Source organism: Sphingomonas sp. IC4-52 (assembly GCF_020707225.1).
In the GTDB taxonomy this organism is placed as follows: Bacteria; Pseudomonadota; Alphaproteobacteria; order Sphingomonadales; family Sphingomonadaceae; genus Sphingomonas.
On record NZ_JAJFEU010000001.1, the window covers coordinates 571,529 to 593,257 of the forward strand.

Sequence of the window (21,729 nt, forward strand, 5' to 3'; positions counted from 1 at the left end):
TGTCATGGAAAACACCCACACGCTGCCATCCGGCCGTGTCATCTATCGTCGAGTCTATCCGGTCGCACTGAGGCCTTTCGTCCCGAAGCAGGCCCGCGAGTTCAAGATTTCGCTAGGTCGGCTCGGAGACCCCGAGGTTGGCACCCGGCATACCGCTGCGATGCGCCAATATGACGCAATCATCGCCAAGGCGCGCGCTCAACAATCTGGTGTTCGGAGCCCTCTGACAAGGGAACTCTGAGGTCCGCAAGGACGGTCCGAAATAAGTACCTGACGCCCATCAAGGCCGCTCTGGCTTGGGCGGTGGACGAGCAGAAACTGGATACCAACGTCGCTAAGGGCGTGGTCGTCAGGGTCCCCAAGTCCGCCAAGCTACGCGAGAAGAGTTATACGACCGAGGAGGCCCGGAGGGTGCTGAAGGCCGCTCTTGCGCCTCCCCCTGCCCGCACCTCATCCCGATCGGCTCTGGCGCGGCGCTGGGTTCCTTGGCTGTGCGCGTACACCGGCGCTCGGGTCAACGAAATCACTCAGCTCCGGAAGGAAGACGTTCAGCAGCAGGAAGGCGTGTGGCTCATCCGGATCACTCCCGAGGCAGGCCGTGTGAAGACCAACGAAGCTCGGCTCGTCCCCGTCCATGCGCACCTTGTTGACCAAGGCTTTATCAAGGTGGTCCAGGAGGCCGGAGAGGGGCCGCTGTTCTTCGACGCCGATCGGCGTCGCGGAGGTGCGGGAGAGAGCCGGCAGCACAAGAAAATCGGTGAACGCCTGGCAGGCTGGGTCCGTAACGAAGTGGGCATCAACGATCCGGGCATAGCCCCCAACCACGCTTGGCGTCAGACCTTCAAGACCTTGGCGTTGGAGGCTGGTATTCAGGAGCGGGTCGCTGATGCGCTCCAGGGCCATGCGCCGTCGTCCGTAGGCCAGACCTACGGTCATGCGTCCGTAAAGACCCTGTCGGCGGCCATGGAGCGCTTCCCGCGCTTTGAGGTCGAGGGCGCCTGACTTCAGCGTTTCGGCGGGGCTGTGAGGACCTGAATGGACCGCAGGACACAGGACGGGCACGGTCCGCGCTTAATGTCCGAGATTGGGTGGATAGCTGACATTCGCTCGGCGGTGTAAATTGGCTGGATGACGCAGCAGGCTCTATCCTTCCTCAAGGTGCCCGTTGGGCAGACCAGGCCCGGTCGTCGGTACGTATATGGCGAGGTTACGCTGGGCGAACTCAAGGAGCCATTCTGGTCTGGAACCTACGTCTGGACCGCCGATGAATATGAGCGTCACTGGGTGGCTGCTGCGAAACGGTGCTTAGCTACACGCCGTCCGGTTCTATTTTACACGGACGTAGGGGTCAGAGCGTCAAAGGCGTATCACGTCGTGCCGACCGCAACAGGCTTGCTCGTTTTCGAGCAGATGTTCCGTGACCCGCGCCAACCTTTGACCCGCCAAGGTGCAGCCAGAGCGCTACTTCGGGAACGAGATCGGGTGTCCTGTTGGACCGCCCCTGTTGCCTCTCTGCATTCGCTCGTCACTGGCAGATGAATGTCACCAAGTGGGCGTTAGCAGTCGGTCCGCTTTTTGGATCGTCGGTGCTCCTCGCGAGCGGCTGGGATTGGCAAGGAAAGCTGCCCTTCGCCTATCCGTTTAACGGTGCCGGGCGGCATCGAAAGCCCGCCTTAAGTACGGTTCGAAAAAGAGTTTCACTAACCACAGCTGAAAGCCCAGCGAGTAGACCATCACGACGGCGAGCATGATCGCCAAAACTCCGTGCATCCCGCCGTCGTCCCGCGCAACGAGCCACCGCCATCGCGGTAAATTCCAAGCGTTCAATGCCAATGCCACGAGGGCGGGCCCGAAAGCTGCGTTGACGGCAAGCAAGAGCTTCTTTCGCTTCATGCAGCCAAAGATCGCAGAACCGACGAACGTCGGATAGTGGGCGCCTGCCGCCGGTCCGCTTTTTGGTGCCGCTGACGCAAGCGTGAATAGCAGCGATTTAAAGGGGGGGCGGGCGTTGCGCTCGACATCATCTTTTGACAGCATAGGCTGTGGCAAGGGACACCGACCTTCAGCGCAGGCTGGTATTCTGGGCGCTACGCATCTACTCGCTTAACGCTGTAGCTGTCGCGGTCTGCCTCGCGTGCTTCATGGTAATGTTTGGTATTCTGACGGCGTCTTTCCGCGATGGTCTGATGTTTCCAATAGCCGTATTCAGCATGGCCGCAGAGGGAAGTCCGTGGGGCATCTGGATGCTATCCCCTGTTTACCTCCTGCCAATCGCAACACTAGCGCAGTACTTGCGGCGGCATGGCAATACGTCCGCTAACTCAACATAGGGTCCGCAATGTCCGCAATAGGGCGGCAGTGGAATGTCCGCTTTTCGCTCCTCAAGCCCCATACGTCCTCGCCCAGGCATACCGCAGGACTGCGTAGGCCAACAGCACCAGCAAGGTCACAATCCAGACCGGCATACTTTGCTTAGGAGCGCCCATCGTCCAGTGGGCTTACGCGGTTACTTGAAGCAGCAATAGCCGTGCTCCTGGATAAGCATGAGCGCCTCGGCCTCATCTTCAGCTTCGTCAGAAATCGACAGGGATCGCAAGGCTTCCCAAGGCCCGAGGTCCGATGGGAGCGATGCGCCCTTCTCGTCGGCAGTCAGCGCGTATAGCTTCTCCGCGTTGCTGTGGAGCCAGACGGTCATTGTGGCCTCATCCGTCGCCGTGTGGCCTCTAAATGGTCTGCGGTGGCCTCAAGGTCCTCGGCAAGCTGCCGGAGCGCCTTCTCGGCTCCTAACCTCTCCAACCCGTCCCGATGATCGACACCGCGCGGCGAGTGCGCCCGCGTGCCAGACGAGCCACACGCCTGAGCGTCTCGGGATCTACCTCGAAGTTTCGAGCCCGCCTTAACCTGGAACAATCCTCGTCAACATCGGTTCGTCGCAGAAGAAACACGTTGTAACGGGAGAGCAACATGGCAGACTATCGCACAACTGACGAACGGGTTGTTGTTCGGCGCAGCGGTCCTGGACGAACGATTGCCATTGTGCTCGCAATTGCCGCCATCATCGCTGCGGTGCTTTTCGCAACTGGGTTCTGGAGCGCAGATGTGAAAGAAGGCTCTTTGCCGGATGTTGACGTTAGCGCAAAGGGTGGCGCACTTCCGAAGGTTGATCTCGACAGCAAGGAAGTCGTGGTCGGCACCAAGAAGGCAGAAGTCGACGTGCCGGTTGTTGGTGTGAAGGATAACGGCGAGAAGTAAATGATCCGCTGGGAGGCGCCAAGCTCAACAGCTTGTGTCCGCCTCCTCAGCTGCCGTTCTGGGTAACGGCCTCAAGCTCGGAGTATTCCACTTGTGCTGCCGGTTGATCTGGGGACGATGCGCCATCGTTCGAACGGACCAAAGGCGCCTTCGAAACCAAGGTAGCCGCGAGGGGAGCCACTTGGGCTTTAACCTCCAACTCGGCTGACCCGTCCTCAAAGGAGGGCATGTGGACGTCGGCTTTTTGCTGCTTGGCCCATGCACGTTCTTCGGCCCTCCAACGTGCCTCCAGTCGCTCGACCCTTCCCTCCCAATCTTCCTCAGCGCCCGACTGAGGGGGAGATGCGACGGGGAGATAGGACGCGCCGTACAGAGGCCCACCCCAGGTGGCACGCGGAGCGTCGTAAGTGCCCCAGTCATCCGTTTCCGTGAGCGCTCTACCTCTCAGATGAGGCGGCAAGCGTGTGTCGGAAGCGGCCAGCCCCTCTCGATAGACCGGACTTATACGGCCAACCGCAACCTCGGCGATGATCACCCCCAGAACCGCACCTGCGAGCGGGCAGCTTGCTGCAATCGCCCACATCTTGCCAACGGCGGCCGGTCTGCGTCGACGTTTTCCCCCCATGCACCCTCACCTTGGTTGCAATGAGCAAACCAATCCAGAAGCGCCAATGTTCCAGAGGCGTGACGATCCGCCACATGGGCAACTCGAAAGACACATAGCGAGCGGGATCAGCAGGACGCCCGCTCAGACGGCCGTAAAGCCCCTCACAGCCCCTTCAGCAGCAATCGGGCCCTCTCCAGGTCCTTCAACCGTCCAAAGCTCGCGAACAGCTCCAGCAGCTCCCTACGGCCCGGAACGAACACCTCAGCACCATCGACCGAGATGGCCTCGCGGGTCTTGAGGACCACAGGGGACCATCGGTTCTCTGTGCGGACGTGAAAGCCCGCCATGAACTCGACTGGCAACGCATTGTCGTGCCAAGTCGCAAATACCTCAGAGCGGAACTGGTCGCTTCCCCCTCCTGCCGCAGGCTCAAGACCGATCAGCGCGAGGATGCGGGTGGCGTCTGGGACGCTGAGCACCACGTCCACGTCAGCTACCTCGATCGGCGCAGCCCCATGAAGTACCGCCGCAGCGCTGCCGATGATCCACCAAGGATCGTGGGCGGACCGCATGGCCTGTGCGACTGCTGAGAGGGTCTTGCGCAGATCAGGTGTCATCACCGCTTCTTACCTGGACCCAACCAAACGGCCTTATCGGGTCGATGCACACGGCAGATCCCAGTCACGCTTCCGGGCCGGCACGAACTTCCCTCCTTGCTTCACGTAGCGGTCACGTCCGCTGAGTGTCCCCGTTACGGCGACATCGAAGCTCCGGTCTTTTTCGACGTTCGTGATCTTGCCCTCCAGCTCACAAGCCGACCGTGGATCGTCATCGGTGATCGCCCCGCCGTCGCTGTAGCCCAGGTTGATCGGCTCAGAGCCTACCGGACCATCCGGCCGAAGCTCTGTGATGACCGCGCTTGAGATGGTCACACCCTGTCCTGTGTAACCGCCAGAAACGCTTGAGGCCACCTTTCCGCTTTTCCCAGAGCCTGTAGGTCTCGCGAACCCGACCCGATGCATCAAGGATTATTACTGGCGCAAAGTCGGCCGGAAGGGTCGGAGCCGCTCCAGAGAGCCAAAGGTGGGTCCCGGCGCTCACCAAACGCGCGTCATTGCCCGCGAGTCCGGAAAGGTCCCTCACGACCTCAAGGTCCCCGAGCTTCCCCCAGCCTCCGCCAAGGATCGGGGCGGGCCTCACGATATCGTTCGGACTCGCCTGCCAAGCCTCCACCATTAACGATTGTACTGCGGTTGCCATCTGGGGCTTCGCGGCACGGAGCGGGCTCAGAAGGGCGCCCAGGTCATCAATTCTGGCAGTCTTCGGCGATCCTAGAAGAATGCTCTCATCCCAAATGCGGAGCGCACGAGGCTTACCGCAATAGAAGAACGCAGAAAGGTCCTCCATGCTTGCCTGAGCACCACGGGCGGCTAGGCGCTGCTGCGTAGTAAACAGCACAGGCGCCGCGTCGTGGACACCCTCAGGCGCTCCAAGGGCATTGAGTCGCTCATCGCTCGTGAGGACGGCCACTTCGTCCCGATCGAGGCCAGCGGCGGCCAGGTACGTCTCGATTTCCGCGAGGCGCGAAACGCACACCAGGACCCCAGTAGCCGGCAGGAAGCCAGCGGCCTTATAGGCCCGGAGGAATATGGCGACTGTGAGCGACTTACCGGACCCTGGATCGATCGAGGACAGATAGAAGAACGGGGGCACCTCGCCTCGTAAGCCGGACTCCATCGTCGTGAGCACGGACCACAGGGCTTCGTGGGCTTCAGGACTGAGGCTGGAGCCGTACGAGCCAAGCGCTACTTTAAGGTCCTTGAAGGCCTTCTCGGAGAGGACCCACTGGCTATCGGAGCCATGAGGAGATGACGGAGTAAACATATTCACGGGCCTTTACTCCCTTAAAGGGGCTTTTGTTTACTTCAAGGCCCATAAGGGATCATGATTGATGAATGACTGGGTCCAACCCTAGAGGGCCTATAAAGGGCTTTAAGTCCCTCTGCGTCCCTCCTGCATGTCGTCCGTGAAAGCGCTTAAACGCGCATCACAACACAACATAAATGGCCGAAGCGGACTATTAACGGCAGAAATCTCCGCGTCCGAGCTGTACCTGTCCGCCGATTATTTCGGAGGCTGCTCGGTACCTTCCAGCGCCCGGTAAACGCTCGCTCGGCCGATCCCGAGGCGCTTCGCGATGATGGTTGCGCCCAGACCCTAGTTCCGGAGCCATTAGGCGCCACAGTAACGCGCCACTGTCGCTTTCGAGATGTTGAAGCGCTCCATGGTCTGCTTGATGGAAGCGCCATTCTCCCGGCGCCATGCAGCCACCTCGGCGGCGTTCGCGGCTTTGGGGCGCCCTAGGCTCTCCTTACCCTTGTGGGTCCGCCCAGTCGCCGCCAGGGCTGCACGGGCCGCTTGTCGTCCACTCTCGCAGCGCTCCTTGATGCGCTGGCGCTCCATGTCGGCCATCTGAGCCAAGACGGCGACGATAAGCTCCCCCACGCCTCGGCCGATCACGCCGAGGCCCCGCACGTCTAGCGTGACGCCCACTTCCAACAGCCGGCGTACCATCGCCTGGACGTCTAAGGCATCGCGGCCAAGGCGGTCGATTGCGTACAGGTAGAGAGTATCGCCCTCCCTGATGTAGCTGAGGAGCTTAGCGAAGCCTGGCCGATCCTCCGCCTTCACTGAGCCGCTTACCCCAACGTCCTCAAACTCGCGATCGAACCCATCGCCAAGCGCCTGCCGCTGAGCGGCAACCGACTGGTCGCCCGTGGACACGCGATAGTAGGCGATCCGGCTCATGGTCCCAGCTCCAGTGGCTCAGAAGGTATACCACACTTCTGAGACATGACGCAAAGCCCGTCAAGTACCTTTTGAGACACACTCAAAGCCGCTGTTGCGGGCTGACTCAGAACCTACAACTTGTGAGTCATGGTTGTTTCACTGGACGCGTGGCAAACTGTTGCGATGATCAAAGCCGCTGTGCCCCCCGGGAACTATGCACTGGGCCGACCTCATGTCAGGATTGATGCGGCGGGAGATTGACGCAGGTCGTGAGGTGAAGGCGGTGCTCCCAGGCATCTCGAAGCCCATCCCAGTCGACACTGCCGGGCGCTGGCTGGACCTTCTCGTGGTTCGCGGTCTCGACATGTCGGCCTACTACCTCGCTGATCCGGCGGGCGTTGTCGTCAAACGTCCCCCGCCCAGGCAGCTAGGCCCCGACGAGAAACCCTACTGGATGCAGGTCGACGAGCCCGACTGGAAGCCCAAGAAGGACCGCTAGATGCCCGAGACTCCCGAGCACGACCCCGAGACCCTGCGAGCTGTTGCACGCCTATGTCGATCACGTGCCCAGCCGCCGAGATCGGTAGATCAGCGAGACGGCCTGGAACGGCTAGGGGCCGAGAACGCGCTCCTGCAGCTCGCCCAGGACCTTGAGGCTACCGCCGAGCACCTGGAGAGCCTGGGCGGGTCGTTCCGGTCCTCCTGGGCGCTCGTAGAGGTCCTGCATGATGCCGCAGAGGCCCTCCCGATCCATGCCCGTGTGGGTTGTGACCTTGCTGGCTCTGTTGGCCTATGCGGTCCTGCGGTATGCTTGGGTAAGGACGTATGGAGCTTGAGGAGCGAAAAGCGGACATTCCGCTCTCGCCCAATTGCCGACATTGCGCGGATAGTGCAGCGTGAAGACGCATGAACTGGCTAGCCAAAATTGGCGTTGTGCTTGCACTCCTCTTGGCGGGCTGGCGTGCCTTCCGCATGTTTCAGTCGGGATCAATTAGGGTGTTCGATACTGATGGCCCCATTTTCCTAATTAGGCGGCACGAAAGGCCGCTCGCTTTCTGGTCTTTCGTTGCGCTGTTCTACGCGGTGTTAATCGCGATGGCGGTTGCAGCCACCTCACTTCCATTGTCAGAACATAGCGGGTGACGAACGTCCGCCTCCCTCCCAGACTCGGACATTCAGGACCGATCGCACCGGCCCAGCTAGTCGTTATTCCGGTTGCGCCAGCTCGCCCACGCACTCCGTATCTGGGCAGCGTAGCGTTCGGCCCTCCAGGTGCTTGGCGGTAACCCGTGCGGTCCTTTCGCAGGTGCTGCAGGAAACCTTCAGGTAGCGCGTGGTCCGCAGGCGCCTTGTCGGCTTTTCGGGTACGCCATACTGTCCCCCACATGAGCATGAACACGCCGCCTCGTCCCCCCGGATCGCCCCCGATGCACTGGGCCGATGCCTTGGCTGGAGTGATGCGGCGGGAAATCGACGGAGGCCGGGAGGTCCATGTGGCCCTTCCTGGCGTCTCGGCGCCGATCCCGGTGGACACTGCGGGGCGCTGGTTGGACCTTCTCGTGGTCCGCGGCCCTGACATGTCGGCCTACTACCTCGCTGATCCGGCGGGCGTTGTCGTCATCCTTCCCCCGCCGAGGCAGCGAGAGCGCGGCGAGAAGCCCTACTGGATGAAGGTCGACGAGCCCGACTGGAAGCCCAAGAAGGACGGCTAGATGAGCATGTTTGCGGAGGGTCACTCCACCGACGAGGTGCGAAAGGCGATTGGTCAGCACTTCCAGCGCGACGCCAAAACGGTGGGCGTGCTCGACCTGCTCACGCTCGGCGCCGTCCTGGTCCTCACCCGGCACATGGAGATCATTGATCGGGTCGCGGTGTGGGTCGCCGTCTTCTCGATCCTGAAGGGCCTGCGCCTGTTCATGGATCAGGTCCTCCGAAACTGGTATCTCCACCGGCTCGACTGGGACGACGCGGTGCAGCGGGAGCGCACAGGCGACCGTAGATAGCCGCCGAGTACCTGGAGGGCCTGGAGATCGTTATGGCCCTCGTGGGCGCTCCTGGCGGGCCTGTATGATGCCTCCGAGGCCCTCACGAACAATGCCGGTCTGGGCAGTTACCTTGCTGGTCCTGTTGACCTATGCGGTCCTGCGGTATGCCTGGGTGAGAACGTATGGGGCATGAGGAGCGAAAAGCGGACATTCCGCTTCCGCCCAGTTGCGGACATTCGCTAATCTGATCAGGATCGAGGCATGGCGCAGCTAAGTCACCGTCTGCGACGGATCATCGATCGCGAATGGATAAGATTCGGTTGGGCCGGGATGCCGACACTGCGCCACCATCTAATCGCAGTTGCACCCATGATCTGCTTGCTCGTCCCGTCAATGGTAGTTGAGCAATGGTCGTACGGTGCCGGTGCGGCGATCCTCTTCGTTGGCCTCTTCTTGTACGGCGGACTGATCATGTGGATACATGTGCGAAGAATGATCGGCTTAGGTTATTGCTCTTCAATCCGTTCGGAACGCGTTGCGAAGCGCTCCCGTCGAAAGCGTATTAGGTCGTTTGGTTCTTCCGTCGGCGAGAACTGTGCGAACGTCCGCTAACCTCCCAGTTGTGGACGCTCACCGACACGCGCATACCTTCTGCATGAAGCCTAATCGCTACGAGTGGCTGCACGCCGAGCAGAAGACGATAGCTAACGAGGGCACGGAGGTGCAGCGCGGGTGGCGCATGTATCGGGACGTGAGCGTTGGATCTGCAATGGCCTCGGCTCTTTTGGTCGTGATCTTGGCGCTAACACCGCACCATCCTAATGGAGCTGTACAGGTTCGCTATTTGACCCCAAGCTGCGTAGTCCTCGCGCTTGGATCAATAGCAATCCTCTGGAAGTGGCGAGTACGGCATCTGTCCATTCGGTTTGCTGCGTGGTTGGTGCTCTTGTTCGCGGTCCCTCTTGTGATCGTTGCGATGCTTACCTGATCTCGGCGAAGGTCCGCTTCCCTCCCAGTCTCGGCCGGTCCGCATCGGCGCTGTCGATCCAGAAAGCCGCCATTCCGCTCACGCCCAATTGCGGCCGTTGACTGACCGTGTGATGATCCACAGCATGAGCAGCGACGACGACGTATTATCGGTTCGGGACGGTCATTGGAAGGTTCAGCCGATTTGGGTGAAGGTGCTCACCATCAGCGTCGCCGTCCCCGCCTTCCTCGTCCTTATGATGGACATAGGAGGCAGGTTTGAGAATGTCGCGCTCGTATCGTTCGCAGCTATCGCGATCCTTCAAATGACATTCGTTTTTAGGTCCGCTTTCCTCCCAATCTCGGCCATTAAGCGCGGATCGTGCCCGTCCTGTTTCCTGCAGTCCATTCAGGCCCTCACAGCCCCGCCGGAACGCTTGGACCCTGCGGCGTGGAGCCCGTGTCCCGGTAGGTGGACTGGCAGGCTTCGAGGACCTGCTAGGCGCCGTAGGTGGGCCGCGTTGGGCCCGTCACTGCTGGGGCGCGATAAGCACTTACGTTTAGTACGTAGAGGATCAGACCGCTTTCGTCGGTGACATCAATCTGCCACTCCTCATCGGCCCAGATTTCTCCGGCGTGATCCCGAAGTAACTGCGCGACATAGCGGGAAATCTCGATCCGAAGAGCCGTATGATCATCGCGTTCGACTGTGACCGTCCCTCCGATGTGCGACGGGGTTCGGACGTCGATGTGGAATTTCGACATTTCATCCTCTCAAGCACCACGAGAGACCGGCGAGGCCTGCGTGTTAGGTGTTCTTGCCGATCCGTGCTATAGGCGGGTTATCGGTATTTCTGCCCTGCACGGTATCGACTGACAGCAACTGGAGAGCTGCCGCACAGACGGAGCTTCCTCATGTCGGATCAACGCAGCGGGTACTCCCCGTATGTTCAGTCGCCTCTGCGGATCGCCGAGGCTCTCGTGGCCGGCAAGCAGGTCTATGCGGACGGGGTGCTGCCGAGTGCCTGCACGTATCCTGAAGGTTCCGACGAGAGTGCCGCGTGGCACCGCGGGTACACGGCCGCTCGCCTCCTCGCGGAGAACGACTAGTTTGTTAGTCCCTCGTCGAATCGTTGCTTCGGCAACTGTCTCCCGGACCAGCACACGGCCCTGAATGTCCCCGGCAATGGCGCGGCGGGCCGCGGAGAAGGCGCAATGCCCTGGGTTCAAAGTGAGGAGTGAGGTAGGCGCATCGGCTTCCTCATCCAGTGCAAACCCGCAGAAAACCGCCAGTTCCTGCAGGGTGGGGGGACTTTGTCGTGGGGGGACTTTGACCGCGGGTCCCCCCGGGGGCTGGACGGGAACCCGCTGGCGATCGGCCAATCCGCGCTCAAAACGGCGCCTTCGCTGCAGCCGCGCCAACGCCACTCCGACCCTCAGCAATCACACGGCCCGCCTCAACATTAGGCTTCGATATCGGCTCTCGCGGGGCTCCGCCGTGCTACACGCACTGCCCCGCCCGATTGCTCGCACCTTGTCTTACGCATTTCGAACGGTGCCGCTGGAGATCGCCAGCTTAGTTTGGCGATCGTGATTTTCCTCCTGCCATGCTTGCTGTCGCTCGGGCGTCCCGAAAAGTTGATCGCGGCCCATGTCGATCTTGCCGCTGCAAAGACCTCTATGAGCGGCCACTCAAGGCTTGAGAAGCGCGAACACCAGCTGCGTTTAAGATCGCGTTGAACCGTTCCGGCGCACTCCTCCTGCAGGGGCGACAATTCTCGTCAGGTGCGCGGTACCCAGTCGATGCGGCTTGCTTCACAGAGCAAAGAGGTACAATATAAGGTACATAACGGCCGCTTCGCACGTTTGAAAAGTGGCGCAAAACCGTGGGTTTTGGTGCTAAGGGAAGTTCCCTGCAACCGGCACCATCATTTCACGCGGCGCTTGGACTTGGTCGGACGTATTCTCCGCGCTTCTTCCGCCATCAACTGGAGCACCAGCGTGCGGATGTGCTTCCAGCGCCGCCGCTCGAAAGAAGCGAATCGCGTGCGCGCGAGCCGCCGGTCGACATAGCCTAGCGGGTCGTCAGGCTGCTCACCCATGACCCGGCGAGCGCGGATCTTCGCTTCGATGCGCCAGCCCGACTGCGCGCCAGCAAAATGATCGAACAACATCCCTGCTGCTGTAAACCTGCGCGGTCGGACTGGCCACGCCCGATCTCAACGATCGGCATGACCAGCGGCGCGGATCATGTCACGCCATACCGCCTCCTGACGCGCGCGCCGGGCGGGATCGCGGCGGCTGGCGCGCGCAGAAAATACTGCAAGGCCGATCAAGGGCATGACGAATATGGTTTCCGCAATCACAGCGCGCCTCCCTTCCCCGGCCCCTACCGCTCAGGCCATTGCACCATCAGGGTTGAGCGGGCATCGCTGCTGCGACCGGCGCGCGACAAAGTGGCGGCAACCAGCCGGCGATAAGGGCGTTTCACCACCGCAATGATCCGTGTCGCGAGCTACAACATGCGCAAAGCGATCGGCACCGATCGTCGCCGCAATCCCGAACGCATCCTTGAGGTGCTGCGCGAAGTGGACGCAGACGTGATCGCGCTGCAGGAGGCGGACCGTCGCTTCGGTGCGCGCGCTGCCGTCATCACGCCGCACCTGTTGGACGAGCACAGCGACTGGAAGTCGGTCGGCTTCGGCGTACGCGCGGGTTCGATGGGCTGGCACGGCAACGCCCTGCTTGTCCGCAAGAGCAGCCAGGTCGTGGACTGCGAATTGATCCACCTGCCGGCCCTGGAGCCGCGCGGCGCCGTCATGGCGGACGTGCGCATCAGGGACACGATCTTCCGCATCATCGGAATGCATCTGGACCTGTCGGGGCTCTGGCGCCGGCGGCAAGCGGCAGCGATCCTCACCCATGTCGCCGCCAGCACTCACCCGCGCCCAACGGTGATGATGGGTGATCTGAACGAATGGACTCGCGCGGCGGGGTGCCTGCGAGACTTTTCGCGGGACTTCTCCTTCGCAGAAACAGGGCCGAGCTACCACGCTCGGCGGCCCGTCGGCAGGCTGGACCGGATCATGGTTTCGGAGGATCTCAAGGTGGTCGAGTGCGGCGTCCATCAAAGCGCCGCCGCGCGTAAAGCAAGCGACCACCTGCCCATTTGGGCCGACGTTCGCCCGACATGATCCGCGACGGCGAACTGCGGCTCGCGCTGGTCTGCTACGGCGGAATTAGCCTCGCCGTCTACATGCATGGGATCACCAAGGAGATCTGGCACGTCGCGCGCGCCAGCCGCGCCAGCCATGCGGGCGAAGCGCTGTCCGGAAGCGGAGCGGTATACGCTTCGTTGATGGAGGACATCGTTCAGGAGACGGGCACTCGCCTACGCGTGCTGCCCGACATCATCGCCGGTGCGAGCGCCGGCGGGATCAACGGCATCTTCCTTGCCCAGGCACTGAGCGCCGGCCAGTCACTCGATCCGCTGACCGACCTGTGGCTCGAGAAAGCCGACGCGGAGGCGCTGATTGCGCCTGGCACCGCACCCGCGACCCGCTTTTCCAAGGCGTGGGCGCTTCCCCTGGCATGGATGGCTGCTGGGCGCAGCGCGGACAAGCTGGACGCACTAGACGAGAATACGCGGGATGAAGTGCAGGCGAAGCTTTCGCACTTTGTGCGGTCGCGCTGGTTCGAGCCGCCGTTTGACGGCGCCGGCTTCACCTCGATGCTGCTGGACGCCTTCGATGCCATGGCGGCGGCGCCCCGTGGTCCGCGTCTCCTTCCAGAGGGGCAGCCGCTCGATCTGTTTGTCACGGTTACGGATTTCACCGGCCATCCCGAACGCCTGCAGCTTCATTCGCCGCCGGAGGTCCTTGAGACCGAACACCGGCTGGTCCTTTCGTTCACCGATCATGGCCGCGAATGTGAGACGCTGGCCGCCTCCCCTGAATTGACGTTTGCGGCGCGAGCCACCTCAAGCTTTCCCGGCGCGTTCCCGCCGTTCAGTGTGACCGAGTTGGACACGGTTCTGGGCGTGCGTGAGGCTCACTGGCCGGGGCGTGGCGCGTTTCTGCAGCGCGCGCTGCCACGTCACGTTGCTGCTAATGCGGCGGAGAAGGCGTATCTTATCGACGGGTCGGTGTTGGCCAACGCGCCGTTCCGGCCAGCGATCGAAGCGCTCGATGAGCGCCCTGCCCGCCGACAAGTGGACCGCCGCTTCGTCTATATCGACCCGTCGCCCGGCATGAAGTTTCGGCTGACCCGCGGCGATGACGGACAGCCTGGTTTTTTTCAGACGATCCTGGGCGCGATCAGCGAATTGCCGCGCAAGCAGCCGATCCGCGACAATCTGGAGGCGCTTGCCGCTCGATCCCGCCGTATACAGCAGATGCGGACCATCACCGACGCTGTGCGCCCGGCAATCGAGGCCGAAGTAGAGGCGCTGTTCGGCCGAACCTTCTTCCTGGACCGACCGACGCCTGCGCGGCTTTCCGGGTGGCGGCGTCGCGCGCAAATGGCCGCGGCCGACCGCGCCGGCTTCAGCTACGCCGCTTATGCGCACTTGAAGATCGCGGGCGTCGTGGAGACGATTACTGCCCTGCTCCATGCCGCGGGCGGAGAACCCGGGCCGCAGCGCTGGGCCAAGATCCGCAACCGCATCGAGGCTGCGCTGCTGGCGCGTGGCTATGACGAGGCACGTCCTTCAGATGCGTCCAGCGCAGCATCGATCGACTTCCTCCGCACCTTCGACATCGGTTTCAGGATCCGCCGCCTGCGCCTGCTGGCGCGCCGCTTGGTGGAGCTTGAACCGGAACATGACGAGGAAGTCCTGCTCCCGGTGCGCCACGCCATCTATGATTCGCTGGCTGCCTATATTGAACGCAAGATGCCGGAGCCGCATCGGCCACTACGGGCCAAGGTCCGTTCGCTAAAGGGCGACGCTTCCGAGCTTCTCGACCAACTCGCCGATTCGCTGGCGCTGACTCGGGTCGATGCCGAGACGGACGAGCGGATCGCCGAGGCATTGGCCGGTTTGCCGCGCGCGCCGCGGCGCACGCTTCTTCTGCATTATCTCGGCTTTCCCTATGTCGATCTTGCCACCATGCCGCTGTTGCAAGGCGCAGGCGTGGATGAATTCGACCCGGTGAAGATCGACCGCATCGCGCCCGATGATTGCGTCGCCATTCGTCAGGGCGGTGCGGAAGCAACCCTGAAGGGCATCCAGTTCAGCAATTTCGGTGCGTTTTTCAGCCGCGCCTATCGCGAGAACGACTATCTCTGGGGTAGGCTGCACGGGGCCGAGCGGATGATCGACATCATCATCTCGGCGCTCCCGGCGGACGCCCGATTGAAGCCGGGCAGCGTTGCCGCGGCAAAGCGTCGCGCATTCCACGCGATCCTGGATGAGGAGGAACCGCGTCTGACGACGGCCGGCGCACTGATCGCCTCATTGCGTGGCGAGATCGGCTGAGGCTGGCCAAAGGGCGCGCGCCGTAATAGCGTCCGCGCCATGCCGGAGCCTTGTTCATGCAGTTCCTGAAAATTCTCTTCTGGGCGTTGATCGCCTTTGCCGCGGCCCTTTTCACCTTCGGCAATTGGAAATGGGTGCCAATTTCGTTGTTCGGAAATCTGGTTGCTGAAGTGAACCTGCCGGTTCTGCTTCTCGTGACGTTCCTGGCGGGGTTCCTGCCAACATTCCTGTATCAGCGGGCCATTCGCTGGCGGTTGCGCCAACGGCTCGCGGCTGCAGAACGTACCGTTGCCGATCTTCGCGCGCTGGAACTCCCTCCGGTCCAGCCGGCGAGTTCGCCAGCGCAGGCGGCTCCACCGCTCCAGCCTGTTTCCGCTTCTCCAGAGGTCGCCTGACGCATGTCCAATCGCATTTTCGTAGCTCTCGACACGCCGGATCTCGAGCGCGCGAAGCAGATGGCTACACGCGTCCGGCATCATGTGGGCGGCCTTAAGCTCGGGCTCGAGTTTTTCGTTGCCAATGGCGCGCATGGCGTGCGGGAAATGAGCCACGTCGGACTTCCGATTTTCCTCGACCTGAAGCTGCACGACATCCCCAACACGGTGGCCAAGGCGATCCAGGCACTTGGCGGGCTGGAACCCGCGATCCTCACCGTTCACGCATCCGGGGGGCAGGCCATGCTGGAAGATGCCAAGGCCGCGGCACCTGCCGGCACCAAGGTGGTCGCCGTCACTATGTTGACCAGCCTTGATGACATGGATCTGGCAGCTACCGGCGTTCAGGGCCGCGCGCATGACCATGTACTGCGACTGACCGAGCTTGCCATGCGGTCCGGCGTGGACGGAATCGTTTGTTCGGGCGAGGAAGTGCAGGCCGCCCACCAGATTTGGCCTAAGGGCTTCTTTGTTGTGCCGGGCGTGCGACCAGCTGACGGTGCGACCGGCGATCAGAAGCGGGTGGTGACGCCACGCGAAGCACTCGATCGCGGCGCGTCAGTATTGGTCGTTGGCCGTCCGATCACTCAGGCGGATGATCCCGATGCAGCGGCTCGCGCGATCGGCGCGACGCTTTGACGCGAGATGCGCCGCCCGACATCTAGAAGCCGGAACATGCGCACCGTCACAGTGCAACGTCCATCTCTCTCGCGGACGATTCGATGACTGATGTGAAAGTCTGCGGGCTTAGCACCGTGGAGACCTTGGACGCTGCGATCGGCGGCGGCGCAACTCATGTCGGTTTCGTCTTCTTCGCCCCTTCGCCCCGCAATCTCTCGTTTGATACGGCCGCGAGCCTTGCGGCTCGAACTCCTGATCATGTTCGGAGGGTGGGCGTCTTTGTCGATCCGAACGACGAGATGCTCGAGCATGCGGTTCAGGCCGGGCGCCTTCACGCGGTGCAGCTGCATCGCACGGCGCCACAGCGGGTCGCTCACCTGCGCCAACGCACCGGCCTGGAAACCTGGGCAGCCGTTGCGGTCAAGACTCGCTCGGATCTAGACGGTGCCAGCGATTATGCAGGCGCTGCCGACCGTATCCTGTTTGATGCCAAGACGCCGATGGACGCCGCTCTGCCGGGCGGCATGGGTATTCGCTTCGACTGGTCCTTGCTTGACGGCTTCCGTCACCGGATGCCGTGGGCGCTTTCCGGGGGGCTCGATGCCGGCAATGTTGCGGAAGCGATCCGGCGCACCGGCGCACCGCTGGTCGACGCCTCATCGGGGTTGGAGAGCGCGCCCGGTGTGAAGAGCGTGGACAAGATCGTCGCCTTCCTGCAATCGGTCGCCGCATCATGAACGCTCCGAATTCTTTCCGGGCACAGCCCGACGAGCGCGGCCATTTCGGCGATTACGGCGGCCGCTATGTCGCCGAAACGCTGATGCCGCTGATCCTGGATCTGGAACGCGAATATCGCGCGGCAAAAAACGATCCGGCCTTCCAAGCACAGTTCGACGATCTGCTGGAGCACTACGTCGGACGCCCCTCGCCGCTCTACTATGCAGAGCGGCTGACGGAGGCGCTGCGCGAGAATGCGGTAGATGGAATGGGCGCCGAGATCTGGTTCAAGCGCGACGAGCTGAACCATACGGGCGCGCACAAGATCAACAATTGCATCGGCCAGATCCTCCTCGCGATCCGGATGGGCAAGACGCGCATCATCGCCGAGACCGGCGCTGGTCAGCATGGCGTGGCGACCGCCACCGTCTGCGCCCGCTTCGGTCTTCCATGCGTGATCTACATGGGCGCGAAGGACGTCGAGCGTCAGCAGCCAAATGTGTTTCGCATGAAGCTGTTAGGTGCGGAAGTTCGGGCGGTTACTTCGGGTGCGAACACGCTCAAGGACGCGATGAACGAGGCGCTGCGCGATTGGGTCGCCAACGTGCACGACACCTTCTACATCATCGGCACAGCGGCCGGCCCCCATCCCTATCCGGAGCTCGTCCGCGACTTCCAGAGCGTGATTGGTCGTGAGGCTCGCGAGCAGATGCTGTCCCGCACTGGGCGCCTCCCCGACATGCTTGTGGCGGCCATCGGCGGCGGATCGAACGCCATTGGACTTTTTCACCCGTTCCTGGACGATCTCGACGTGCAGATGCTCGGCGTAGAGGCAGCCGGTGAAGGTCTGGAAAAGAAGCATGCGGCCAGCTTGGCCGGCGGCTTCCCCGGCGTGCTGCACGGAAACAAGACCTATTTGCTGCAAGACGACGACGGGCAGATCGCCGAGGCGCATTCGATTTCGGCCGGGCTGGATTATCCGGGTATCGGTCCGGAGCATGCGTGGCTGAAGGATATCGGCCGCGTGGAGTATACGTCGGTGACCGACGGGGAGGCGCTCGATGCGTTCCAGCTCCTGTGCCGGACGGAAGGTATCATTCCTGCGCTGGAACCCTCCCACGCAATCGCAGCCGTGACACGCAAGTCACGGGAATTACGTCGTGATCAGATTATTTTGGCTAACCTTTGCGGCCGCGGTGACAAGGATATCTTCACCGTCGCTCATGCGTTGGGAGTGGCGATATGAGGGGTTTTCACCGACCCTGTGCGATCGCTGCATCCACCGGTGACATCCGATGACCCGGCTATCGAAGGCCTTCGCTAAGGACCACCCGGCGCTCGTCTGCTTTGTGACGGCCGGGGATGGGGACACGCCTGGAGTGCTTGACGCGCTGGTCGCGGGCGGCGCCGACGTCATTGAACTCGGCATGCCGTTTACGGATCCCATGGCGGACGGCCCTGCGATCCAGGCTGCAAACATCCGGAGCCTCGAAGCGGGCACAACAACCGCCGATATCCTTCGGATTGCAGGCGATTTTCGCCGGCGGCATCCGGATGTGCCATTAGTGCTGATGGGTTATGCCAACCCCATGCTGCGACGCGGGCCAGAGTGGTTTGCCTCGGCAGTGCGGGAAGCCGGCGTGGACGGGGTGATCTGTGTGGACGTCCCCCCGGAAGAGGACGATGCGCTGGGGCCGGCATTGCGGCAGGCGGGCATTGATCCGATCCGCCTGGCAACGCCGACGACAGATACCGCGCGCCTGCCGACGGTGCTGAACGGAGCCTCCGGTTTCGTCTATTACGTGTCAGTCGCCGGCATCACCGGCCTGCAACAGGCAGCGCAGGGTTCGATCGATGCCGCCGTCACGCGCCTCAAGGAAGCGACGGACCTGCCAATTGCTGTCGGCTTCGGTGTTCGCACACCTGAACAGGCGAAGGCGATTGCCAGGATCGCCGACGGCGTTGTCGTGGGCTCCGCCATCGTGGAACTCGTGGCGCGCCACACGACTGATGCACCGCGCCACGTGCGCACCTATGTTGAAAGCTTGGCGGCCGCCGTCCGTGCCGCTCGGAAGGAAATCGCATGAGCTGGTTGTCCAGCGTTCGCAACGCTTTGTCGTTCGTTGTTCCGGCGACGAAGGAGACTCCCGACAATCTTTGGCACAAGTGCAAGGGATGCGGGACGATGGTGTTCACCAAGGAGTGGGAGGAGAATCTATCGGTCTGCCCGTCCTGCGATCACCACGGCCGCATCGGTCCTGCTGCACGCTTCGCGCAGCTGCTGGACGAAGGCAGCGCGAACATCCTGCCCGCGCCCGCTGCGCCGGAAGATCCGCTCAAGTTCCGCGACTCGAAGCGCTACTCGGATCGGTTGAAAGCCGCTCGCTCCGAAACCGGTGAGCAGGACGCCTTCATCAATGCGCGCGGCACCATCAAGGGCAATCGCGTGGTGATTGGCGTGCAGGACTTCGCGTTCATGGGCGGGTCCATGGGCCAAGCGGTTGGCGAAGCATTCATCCAGGGCGTAGAGGCGGCAATTGCTGATCGCGCGCCCTATGTGGTGTTCACCGCCAGCGGCGGCGCGCGGATGCAGGAGGGCATTCTCAGCCTGATGCAGATGCCGCGAAGCACGGTCGCGATCCAGATGCTGCACGACGCCGGCCTGCCCTATATCGTCGTACTGACGGATCCCACGTCAGGCGGCGTGATGGCGGCTTATGCGATGCTCGGCGACATTCACATCGCCGAACCCCGCGCAACGCTGGCGTTCACGGGACGGCGCGTGATCGAGAATACGATCCGCGAAAAGCTGCCGGACGATTTCCAGACCAGCGAATATTATCTGGAGCACGGATTGGTCGACATGGTCGTCCACCGCAAGGATCTGCGCGATCAACTGGCGACGGTGATCGGATACCTTTGCGCCGAGCGCAAGGCGGCCTGACACACTCGACCTCTGCCCGAAGCAGAGGATAATGATAGCATCACGCCGGCGGGCTGCATCGGCCCGCCGCGTTTCAGCGCGCGGGAAGCTGGAGCGACAATGCCCGACTATGCCGTTTCGACTGATCCCGCCGTGCAGACACAATTGGCACGACTGTGGTCGCTGTCGCCAGGCGCCGACGTTCTCGGCCTGTCGCGCATCACGGCGCTCCTCACTCGTCTGGGCGACCCACACCTGCGCCTGCCGCCGGCATTCCATGTGGCGGGCACGAACGGGAAAGGATCGACCTGCGCATTCTTGCGCGCGATGCTGGAAGCGTCGGGGAAGCGCGTGCACGTCTATTCCAGTCCTCACTTGGTTCGTTTTAACGAGCGGATCCGGGTCGCGGGCTCCTTGATCGAGGATGCTCCGCTTGCAGCGGTGCTGGAGGAGGTGCTGGACGCGGGCGGCGACATCCGGGCGAGCTTCTTTGAAGTCACGACCGCCGCAGCCTTCCTCGCCTTCTCACGCACGCCAGCGGACGCCTGTGTGATCGAAGTGGGACTCGGCGGCAGGCTGGATGCCACCAATGTCGTGCAGCCGCTGGTCTGCGGCATTGCCGGGCTCGGCATAGACCATGAAGCGTTCCTGTTGGCGGAGGAAGCCGGCACGCCGCCAGAGCCCCTTGCCCGTATCGCGTTTGAAAAGGCGGGGATCGCCAAGCCCGGGGCGCCGCTGGCGACCCTGGAATATCCCCCCGCGGCGAATGATGCCATTCGGGCAGTTGCTTCTGCCAAGGGCGCAATCCTGACCAAGATTGGCGAGGCTTGGACCTGCGCCGTTGATGCTGACGGCTTCACTTATGCGGATGCTGCCGGGTCACTGCGTTTGCCGCTGCCGACACTAGCTGGCAGGCATCAGGCCGATAATGCGGCACTCGCCGTAGCGATGCTGCGTCACCAGACGGCCGTCACCGTAAGGTCAGAGGATATGGCAGCAGGCATCCGTGGCGCATTCTGGCCGGCACGGATGCAGCGGCTGAACGATGGACCACTTACCCGATTGCTGGACCGCACCTCGCCGGGCGGCGTCTGGCTCGACGGCGCTCACAATGAGTCGGCGGCTGCGGCCATCGCCCACGCTTGGCCGCAAAGTGCCAAGACCGCGATCGTGATCGGCGTGCTGGCCAACAAGGATGCCGCCTCCGTCTTGCGCCATCTTATCGCCATGTCGGTATCGACACGAGTGATCGCCATCCCGGTTCCGGGCCACGCGCACCACGAGCCCGAGGAGCTGGCGCGCTTGGCGATCGAGAATGGCGCTGTCGAAGCGGCGACAGCGAAAGGGATCGCAGAAGCGTTCCTTGCGCTCGCCACTGCGGATGTGGACCGGATTCTGGTCGCAGGTTCGCTCTACCTGGCTGGTGAGGTGCTCCTCCGAAACGACGAGATCCCCACCTAGACCCAAAGTTGCGATTGACTTGCAATAGCACACTGGTCGAGACTGCGGGAAGAGGAGGCTCTTCCATGACCATGTTCGCACCTGCCACTTTGGCGCTGTTGCCGCACCCACTGCCAGCCTGCTGCAACGCACGCATTATATTGTTCGCCATGCGCCGGATGGGCGCACACGGGCTAACCGACGCTCGGGCGGCGCACGCCTTCTTCACGGCGTTTGGCGCGAGCTTTCGGCGGCCGCTGATCCTGATGCGCGGCCTGATGGTGGACCTCGCCACCGCTGCTGCCGGGCCGATCGCGATCGCGCCTTGCTGCTATGGCCGCATGACCCATGCGGAGGCTGCGTTGCTCACGATCCTCGCGCGAGTGGAAGTTCAGACCGGAGCTGCGCGTTTGCTGATGGCCGACCTCCTGGGCATCAAGGCCGTGGAGGGCGTTCTCTCCAGCGCGGCGGCTGTAGCTGTGGCCTTCGCGGACGAGGGCCGGCCGATCACGGCCTGA

The 21,729-nt window shown here is 62.5% G+C and carries 24 protein-coding genes; 16 read left to right on the forward strand and 8 right to left on the reverse strand.

The genetic code is table 11. From position 1 onward, the window contains the following. The first annotated feature begins 303 nt into the window (after nt 1–303). The gene (locus LK535_RS02810; RefSeq protein ID WP_227770361.1) at nt 304–1,002 is read left to right on the forward strand and encodes a site-specific integrase; all 699 of its coding nucleotides are present in this window, start codon (nt 304–306) and stop codon (nt 1,000–1,002) included. A 639-nt stretch (nt 1,003–1,641) separates the two neighbouring features. Here LK535_RS02810 and LK535_RS02815 read toward each other — a convergent pair. Both LK535_RS02815 and LK535_RS02820 read right to left on the reverse strand, forming a co-directional pair. Further along, a complete protein-coding gene (locus LK535_RS02815) occupies nt 1,642–2,037 on the reverse strand; it encodes a hypothetical protein (protein WP_227770362.1) in 396 nt (131 codons plus the stop codon). Nucleotides 2,038–2,506: 469 nt separating this feature from the next. Beyond that, nucleotides 2,507–2,695 carry a hypothetical protein gene (locus LK535_RS02820; RefSeq protein ID WP_227770363.1) on the reverse strand — a complete coding sequence of 63 codons (189 nt, stop codon included), beginning with the start codon at nt 2,693–2,695 and terminating at the stop codon, nt 2,507–2,509. A gap of 269 nt (nt 2,696–2,964) precedes the next feature. On the opposite strand from LK535_RS02820, the gene LK535_RS02825 reads away from it, so the two are divergent. Next, nucleotides 2,965–3,252: a hypothetical protein gene (locus LK535_RS02825; RefSeq protein ID WP_227770364.1), complete on the forward strand. Its 288-nt coding sequence runs from the start codon at nt 2,965–2,967 to the stop codon at nt 3,250–3,252. 768 nt (nt 3,253–4,020) lie between these two features. On the opposite strand, the gene LK535_RS02830 is transcribed toward LK535_RS02825, so the two are convergent. The 3 genes from LK535_RS02830 to LK535_RS02840 all read right to left on the reverse strand — a co-directional run bounded on the left by LK535_RS02830 (nt 4,021) and on the right by LK535_RS02840 (nt 6,667). Beyond that, nucleotides 4,021–4,476, reverse strand: coding sequence for a hypothetical protein (locus LK535_RS02830; RefSeq protein ID WP_227770365.1), 456 nt, complete (start codon nt 4,474–4,476; stop codon nt 4,021–4,023). Nucleotides 4,477–4,732: 256 nt separating this feature from the next. After that, complete coding sequence (locus LK535_RS02835; protein WP_227770366.1) at nt 4,733–5,749, reverse strand: hypothetical protein; 1,017 nt, start codon at nt 5,747–5,749, stop codon at nt 4,733–4,735. Between the two features lie 342 nt (nt 5,750–6,091). Beyond that, on the reverse strand, nt 6,092–6,667 hold the full coding sequence (locus LK535_RS02840) for a recombinase family protein (RefSeq protein WP_227770367.1): 576 nt from the start codon (nt 6,665–6,667) through the stop codon (nt 6,092–6,094). 214 nt (nt 6,668–6,881) lie between these two features. Here LK535_RS02840 and LK535_RS02845 point away from each other — a divergent pair, with 214 nt between their 5' ends. The 3 genes from LK535_RS02845 (at nt 6,882) to LK535_RS02855 (ending at nt 8,652) form a co-directional block, all read left to right on the forward strand. Then, nucleotides 6,882–7,148: a hypothetical protein gene (locus LK535_RS02845; RefSeq protein WP_227770368.1), complete on the forward strand. Its 267-nt coding sequence runs from the start codon at nt 6,882–6,884 to the stop codon at nt 7,146–7,148. Nucleotides 7,149–8,142: 994 nt separating this feature from the next. Further along, entirely contained in the window at nt 8,143–8,361 is a 219-nt protein-coding gene (locus LK535_RS02850; protein WP_227770369.1) for a hypothetical protein, read from the forward strand. After that, complete coding sequence (locus tag LK535_RS02855) at nt 8,362–8,652, forward strand: hypothetical protein (RefSeq protein WP_227770370.1); 291 nt, start codon at nt 8,362–8,364, stop codon at nt 8,650–8,652. Between the two features lie 1,446 nt (nt 8,653–10,098). On the opposite strand, the gene LK535_RS02860 is transcribed toward LK535_RS02855, so the two are convergent. Then, nucleotides 10,099–10,365: a DUF6894 family protein gene (locus LK535_RS02860; protein WP_227770371.1), complete on the reverse strand. Its 267-nt coding sequence runs from the start codon at nt 10,363–10,365 to the stop codon at nt 10,099–10,101. Between the two features lie 150 nt (nt 10,366–10,515). Between LK535_RS02860 and LK535_RS02865 the strand changes: the two genes are divergently transcribed. Further along, entirely contained in the window at nt 10,516–10,710 is a 195-nt protein-coding gene (locus LK535_RS02865) for a hypothetical protein (RefSeq protein ID WP_227770372.1), read from the forward strand. Between the two features lie 818 nt (nt 10,711–11,528). Here LK535_RS02865 and LK535_RS02870 read toward each other — a convergent pair. After that, nucleotides 11,529–11,774, reverse strand: a complete 246-nt coding sequence (locus tag LK535_RS02870) for a hypothetical protein (RefSeq protein WP_227770373.1) — start codon at nt 11,772–11,774, stop codon at nt 11,529–11,531. Nucleotides 11,775–11,819: 45 nt separating this feature from the next. Beyond that, the gene (locus tag LK535_RS02875; RefSeq protein WP_227770374.1) at nt 11,820–11,966 is read right to left on the reverse strand and encodes a hypothetical protein; all 147 of its coding nucleotides are present in this window, start codon (nt 11,964–11,966) and stop codon (nt 11,820–11,822) included. Between the two features lie 132 nt (nt 11,967–12,098). On the opposite strand from LK535_RS02875, the gene LK535_RS02880 reads away from it, so the two are divergent. From LK535_RS02880 to LK535_RS02925, 10 genes are all read left to right on the forward strand, one after another. Continuing rightward, on the forward strand, nt 12,099–12,794 hold the full coding sequence (locus LK535_RS02880; RefSeq protein WP_227770375.1) for an endonuclease/exonuclease/phosphatase family protein: 696 nt from the start codon (nt 12,099–12,101) through the stop codon (nt 12,792–12,794). After that, nucleotides 12,791–15,076, forward strand: coding sequence for a patatin-like protein (locus LK535_RS02885; protein ID WP_227770376.1), 2,286 nt, complete (start codon nt 12,791–12,793; stop codon nt 15,074–15,076). The genes LK535_RS02880 and LK535_RS02885 overlap by 4 nt, the downstream gene beginning before the upstream one ends. Before the next feature lie 56 nt (nt 15,077–15,132). Next, entirely contained in the window at nt 15,133–15,471 is a 339-nt protein-coding gene (locus LK535_RS02890) for a hypothetical protein (RefSeq protein ID WP_227770377.1), read from the forward strand. Nucleotides 15,472–15,474: 3 nt separating this feature from the next. Next, a complete protein-coding gene (pyrF, locus tag LK535_RS02895) occupies nt 15,475–16,149 on the forward strand; it encodes an orotidine-5'-phosphate decarboxylase (protein ID WP_227770378.1) in 675 nt (224 codons plus the stop codon). A gap of 83 nt (nt 16,150–16,232) precedes the next feature. After that, nucleotides 16,233–16,868 carry a phosphoribosylanthranilate isomerase gene (locus tag LK535_RS02900; protein WP_227770379.1) on the forward strand — a complete coding sequence of 212 codons (636 nt, stop codon included), beginning with the start codon at nt 16,233–16,235 and terminating at the stop codon, nt 16,866–16,868. Continuing rightward, a complete protein-coding gene (trpB, locus tag LK535_RS02905; RefSeq protein WP_227770380.1) occupies nt 16,865–18,094 on the forward strand; it encodes a tryptophan synthase subunit beta in 1,230 nt (409 codons plus the stop codon). The genes LK535_RS02900 and trpB overlap by 4 nt, the downstream gene beginning before the upstream one ends. A gap of 49 nt (nt 18,095–18,143) precedes the next feature. Next, nucleotides 18,144–18,935, forward strand: coding sequence for a tryptophan synthase subunit alpha (gene trpA / locus LK535_RS02910; RefSeq protein ID WP_227770381.1), 792 nt, complete (start codon nt 18,144–18,146; stop codon nt 18,933–18,935). Beyond that, nucleotides 18,932–19,792: an acetyl-CoA carboxylase, carboxyltransferase subunit beta gene (gene accD / locus LK535_RS02915; protein WP_227770382.1), complete on the forward strand. Its 861-nt coding sequence runs from the start codon at nt 18,932–18,934 to the stop codon at nt 19,790–19,792. Before trpA ends, accD begins: the two co-directional genes overlap by 4 nt. 99 nt (nt 19,793–19,891) lie before the next feature. Next, entirely contained in the window at nt 19,892–21,232 is a 1,341-nt protein-coding gene (locus tag LK535_RS02920; RefSeq protein ID WP_227770383.1) for a bifunctional folylpolyglutamate synthase/dihydrofolate synthase, read from the forward strand. 65 nt (nt 21,233–21,297) lie between these two features. Further along, nucleotides 21,298–21,729: a DUF6628 family protein gene (locus LK535_RS02925; protein ID WP_227770384.1), complete on the forward strand. Its 432-nt coding sequence runs from the start codon at nt 21,298–21,300 to the stop codon at nt 21,727–21,729.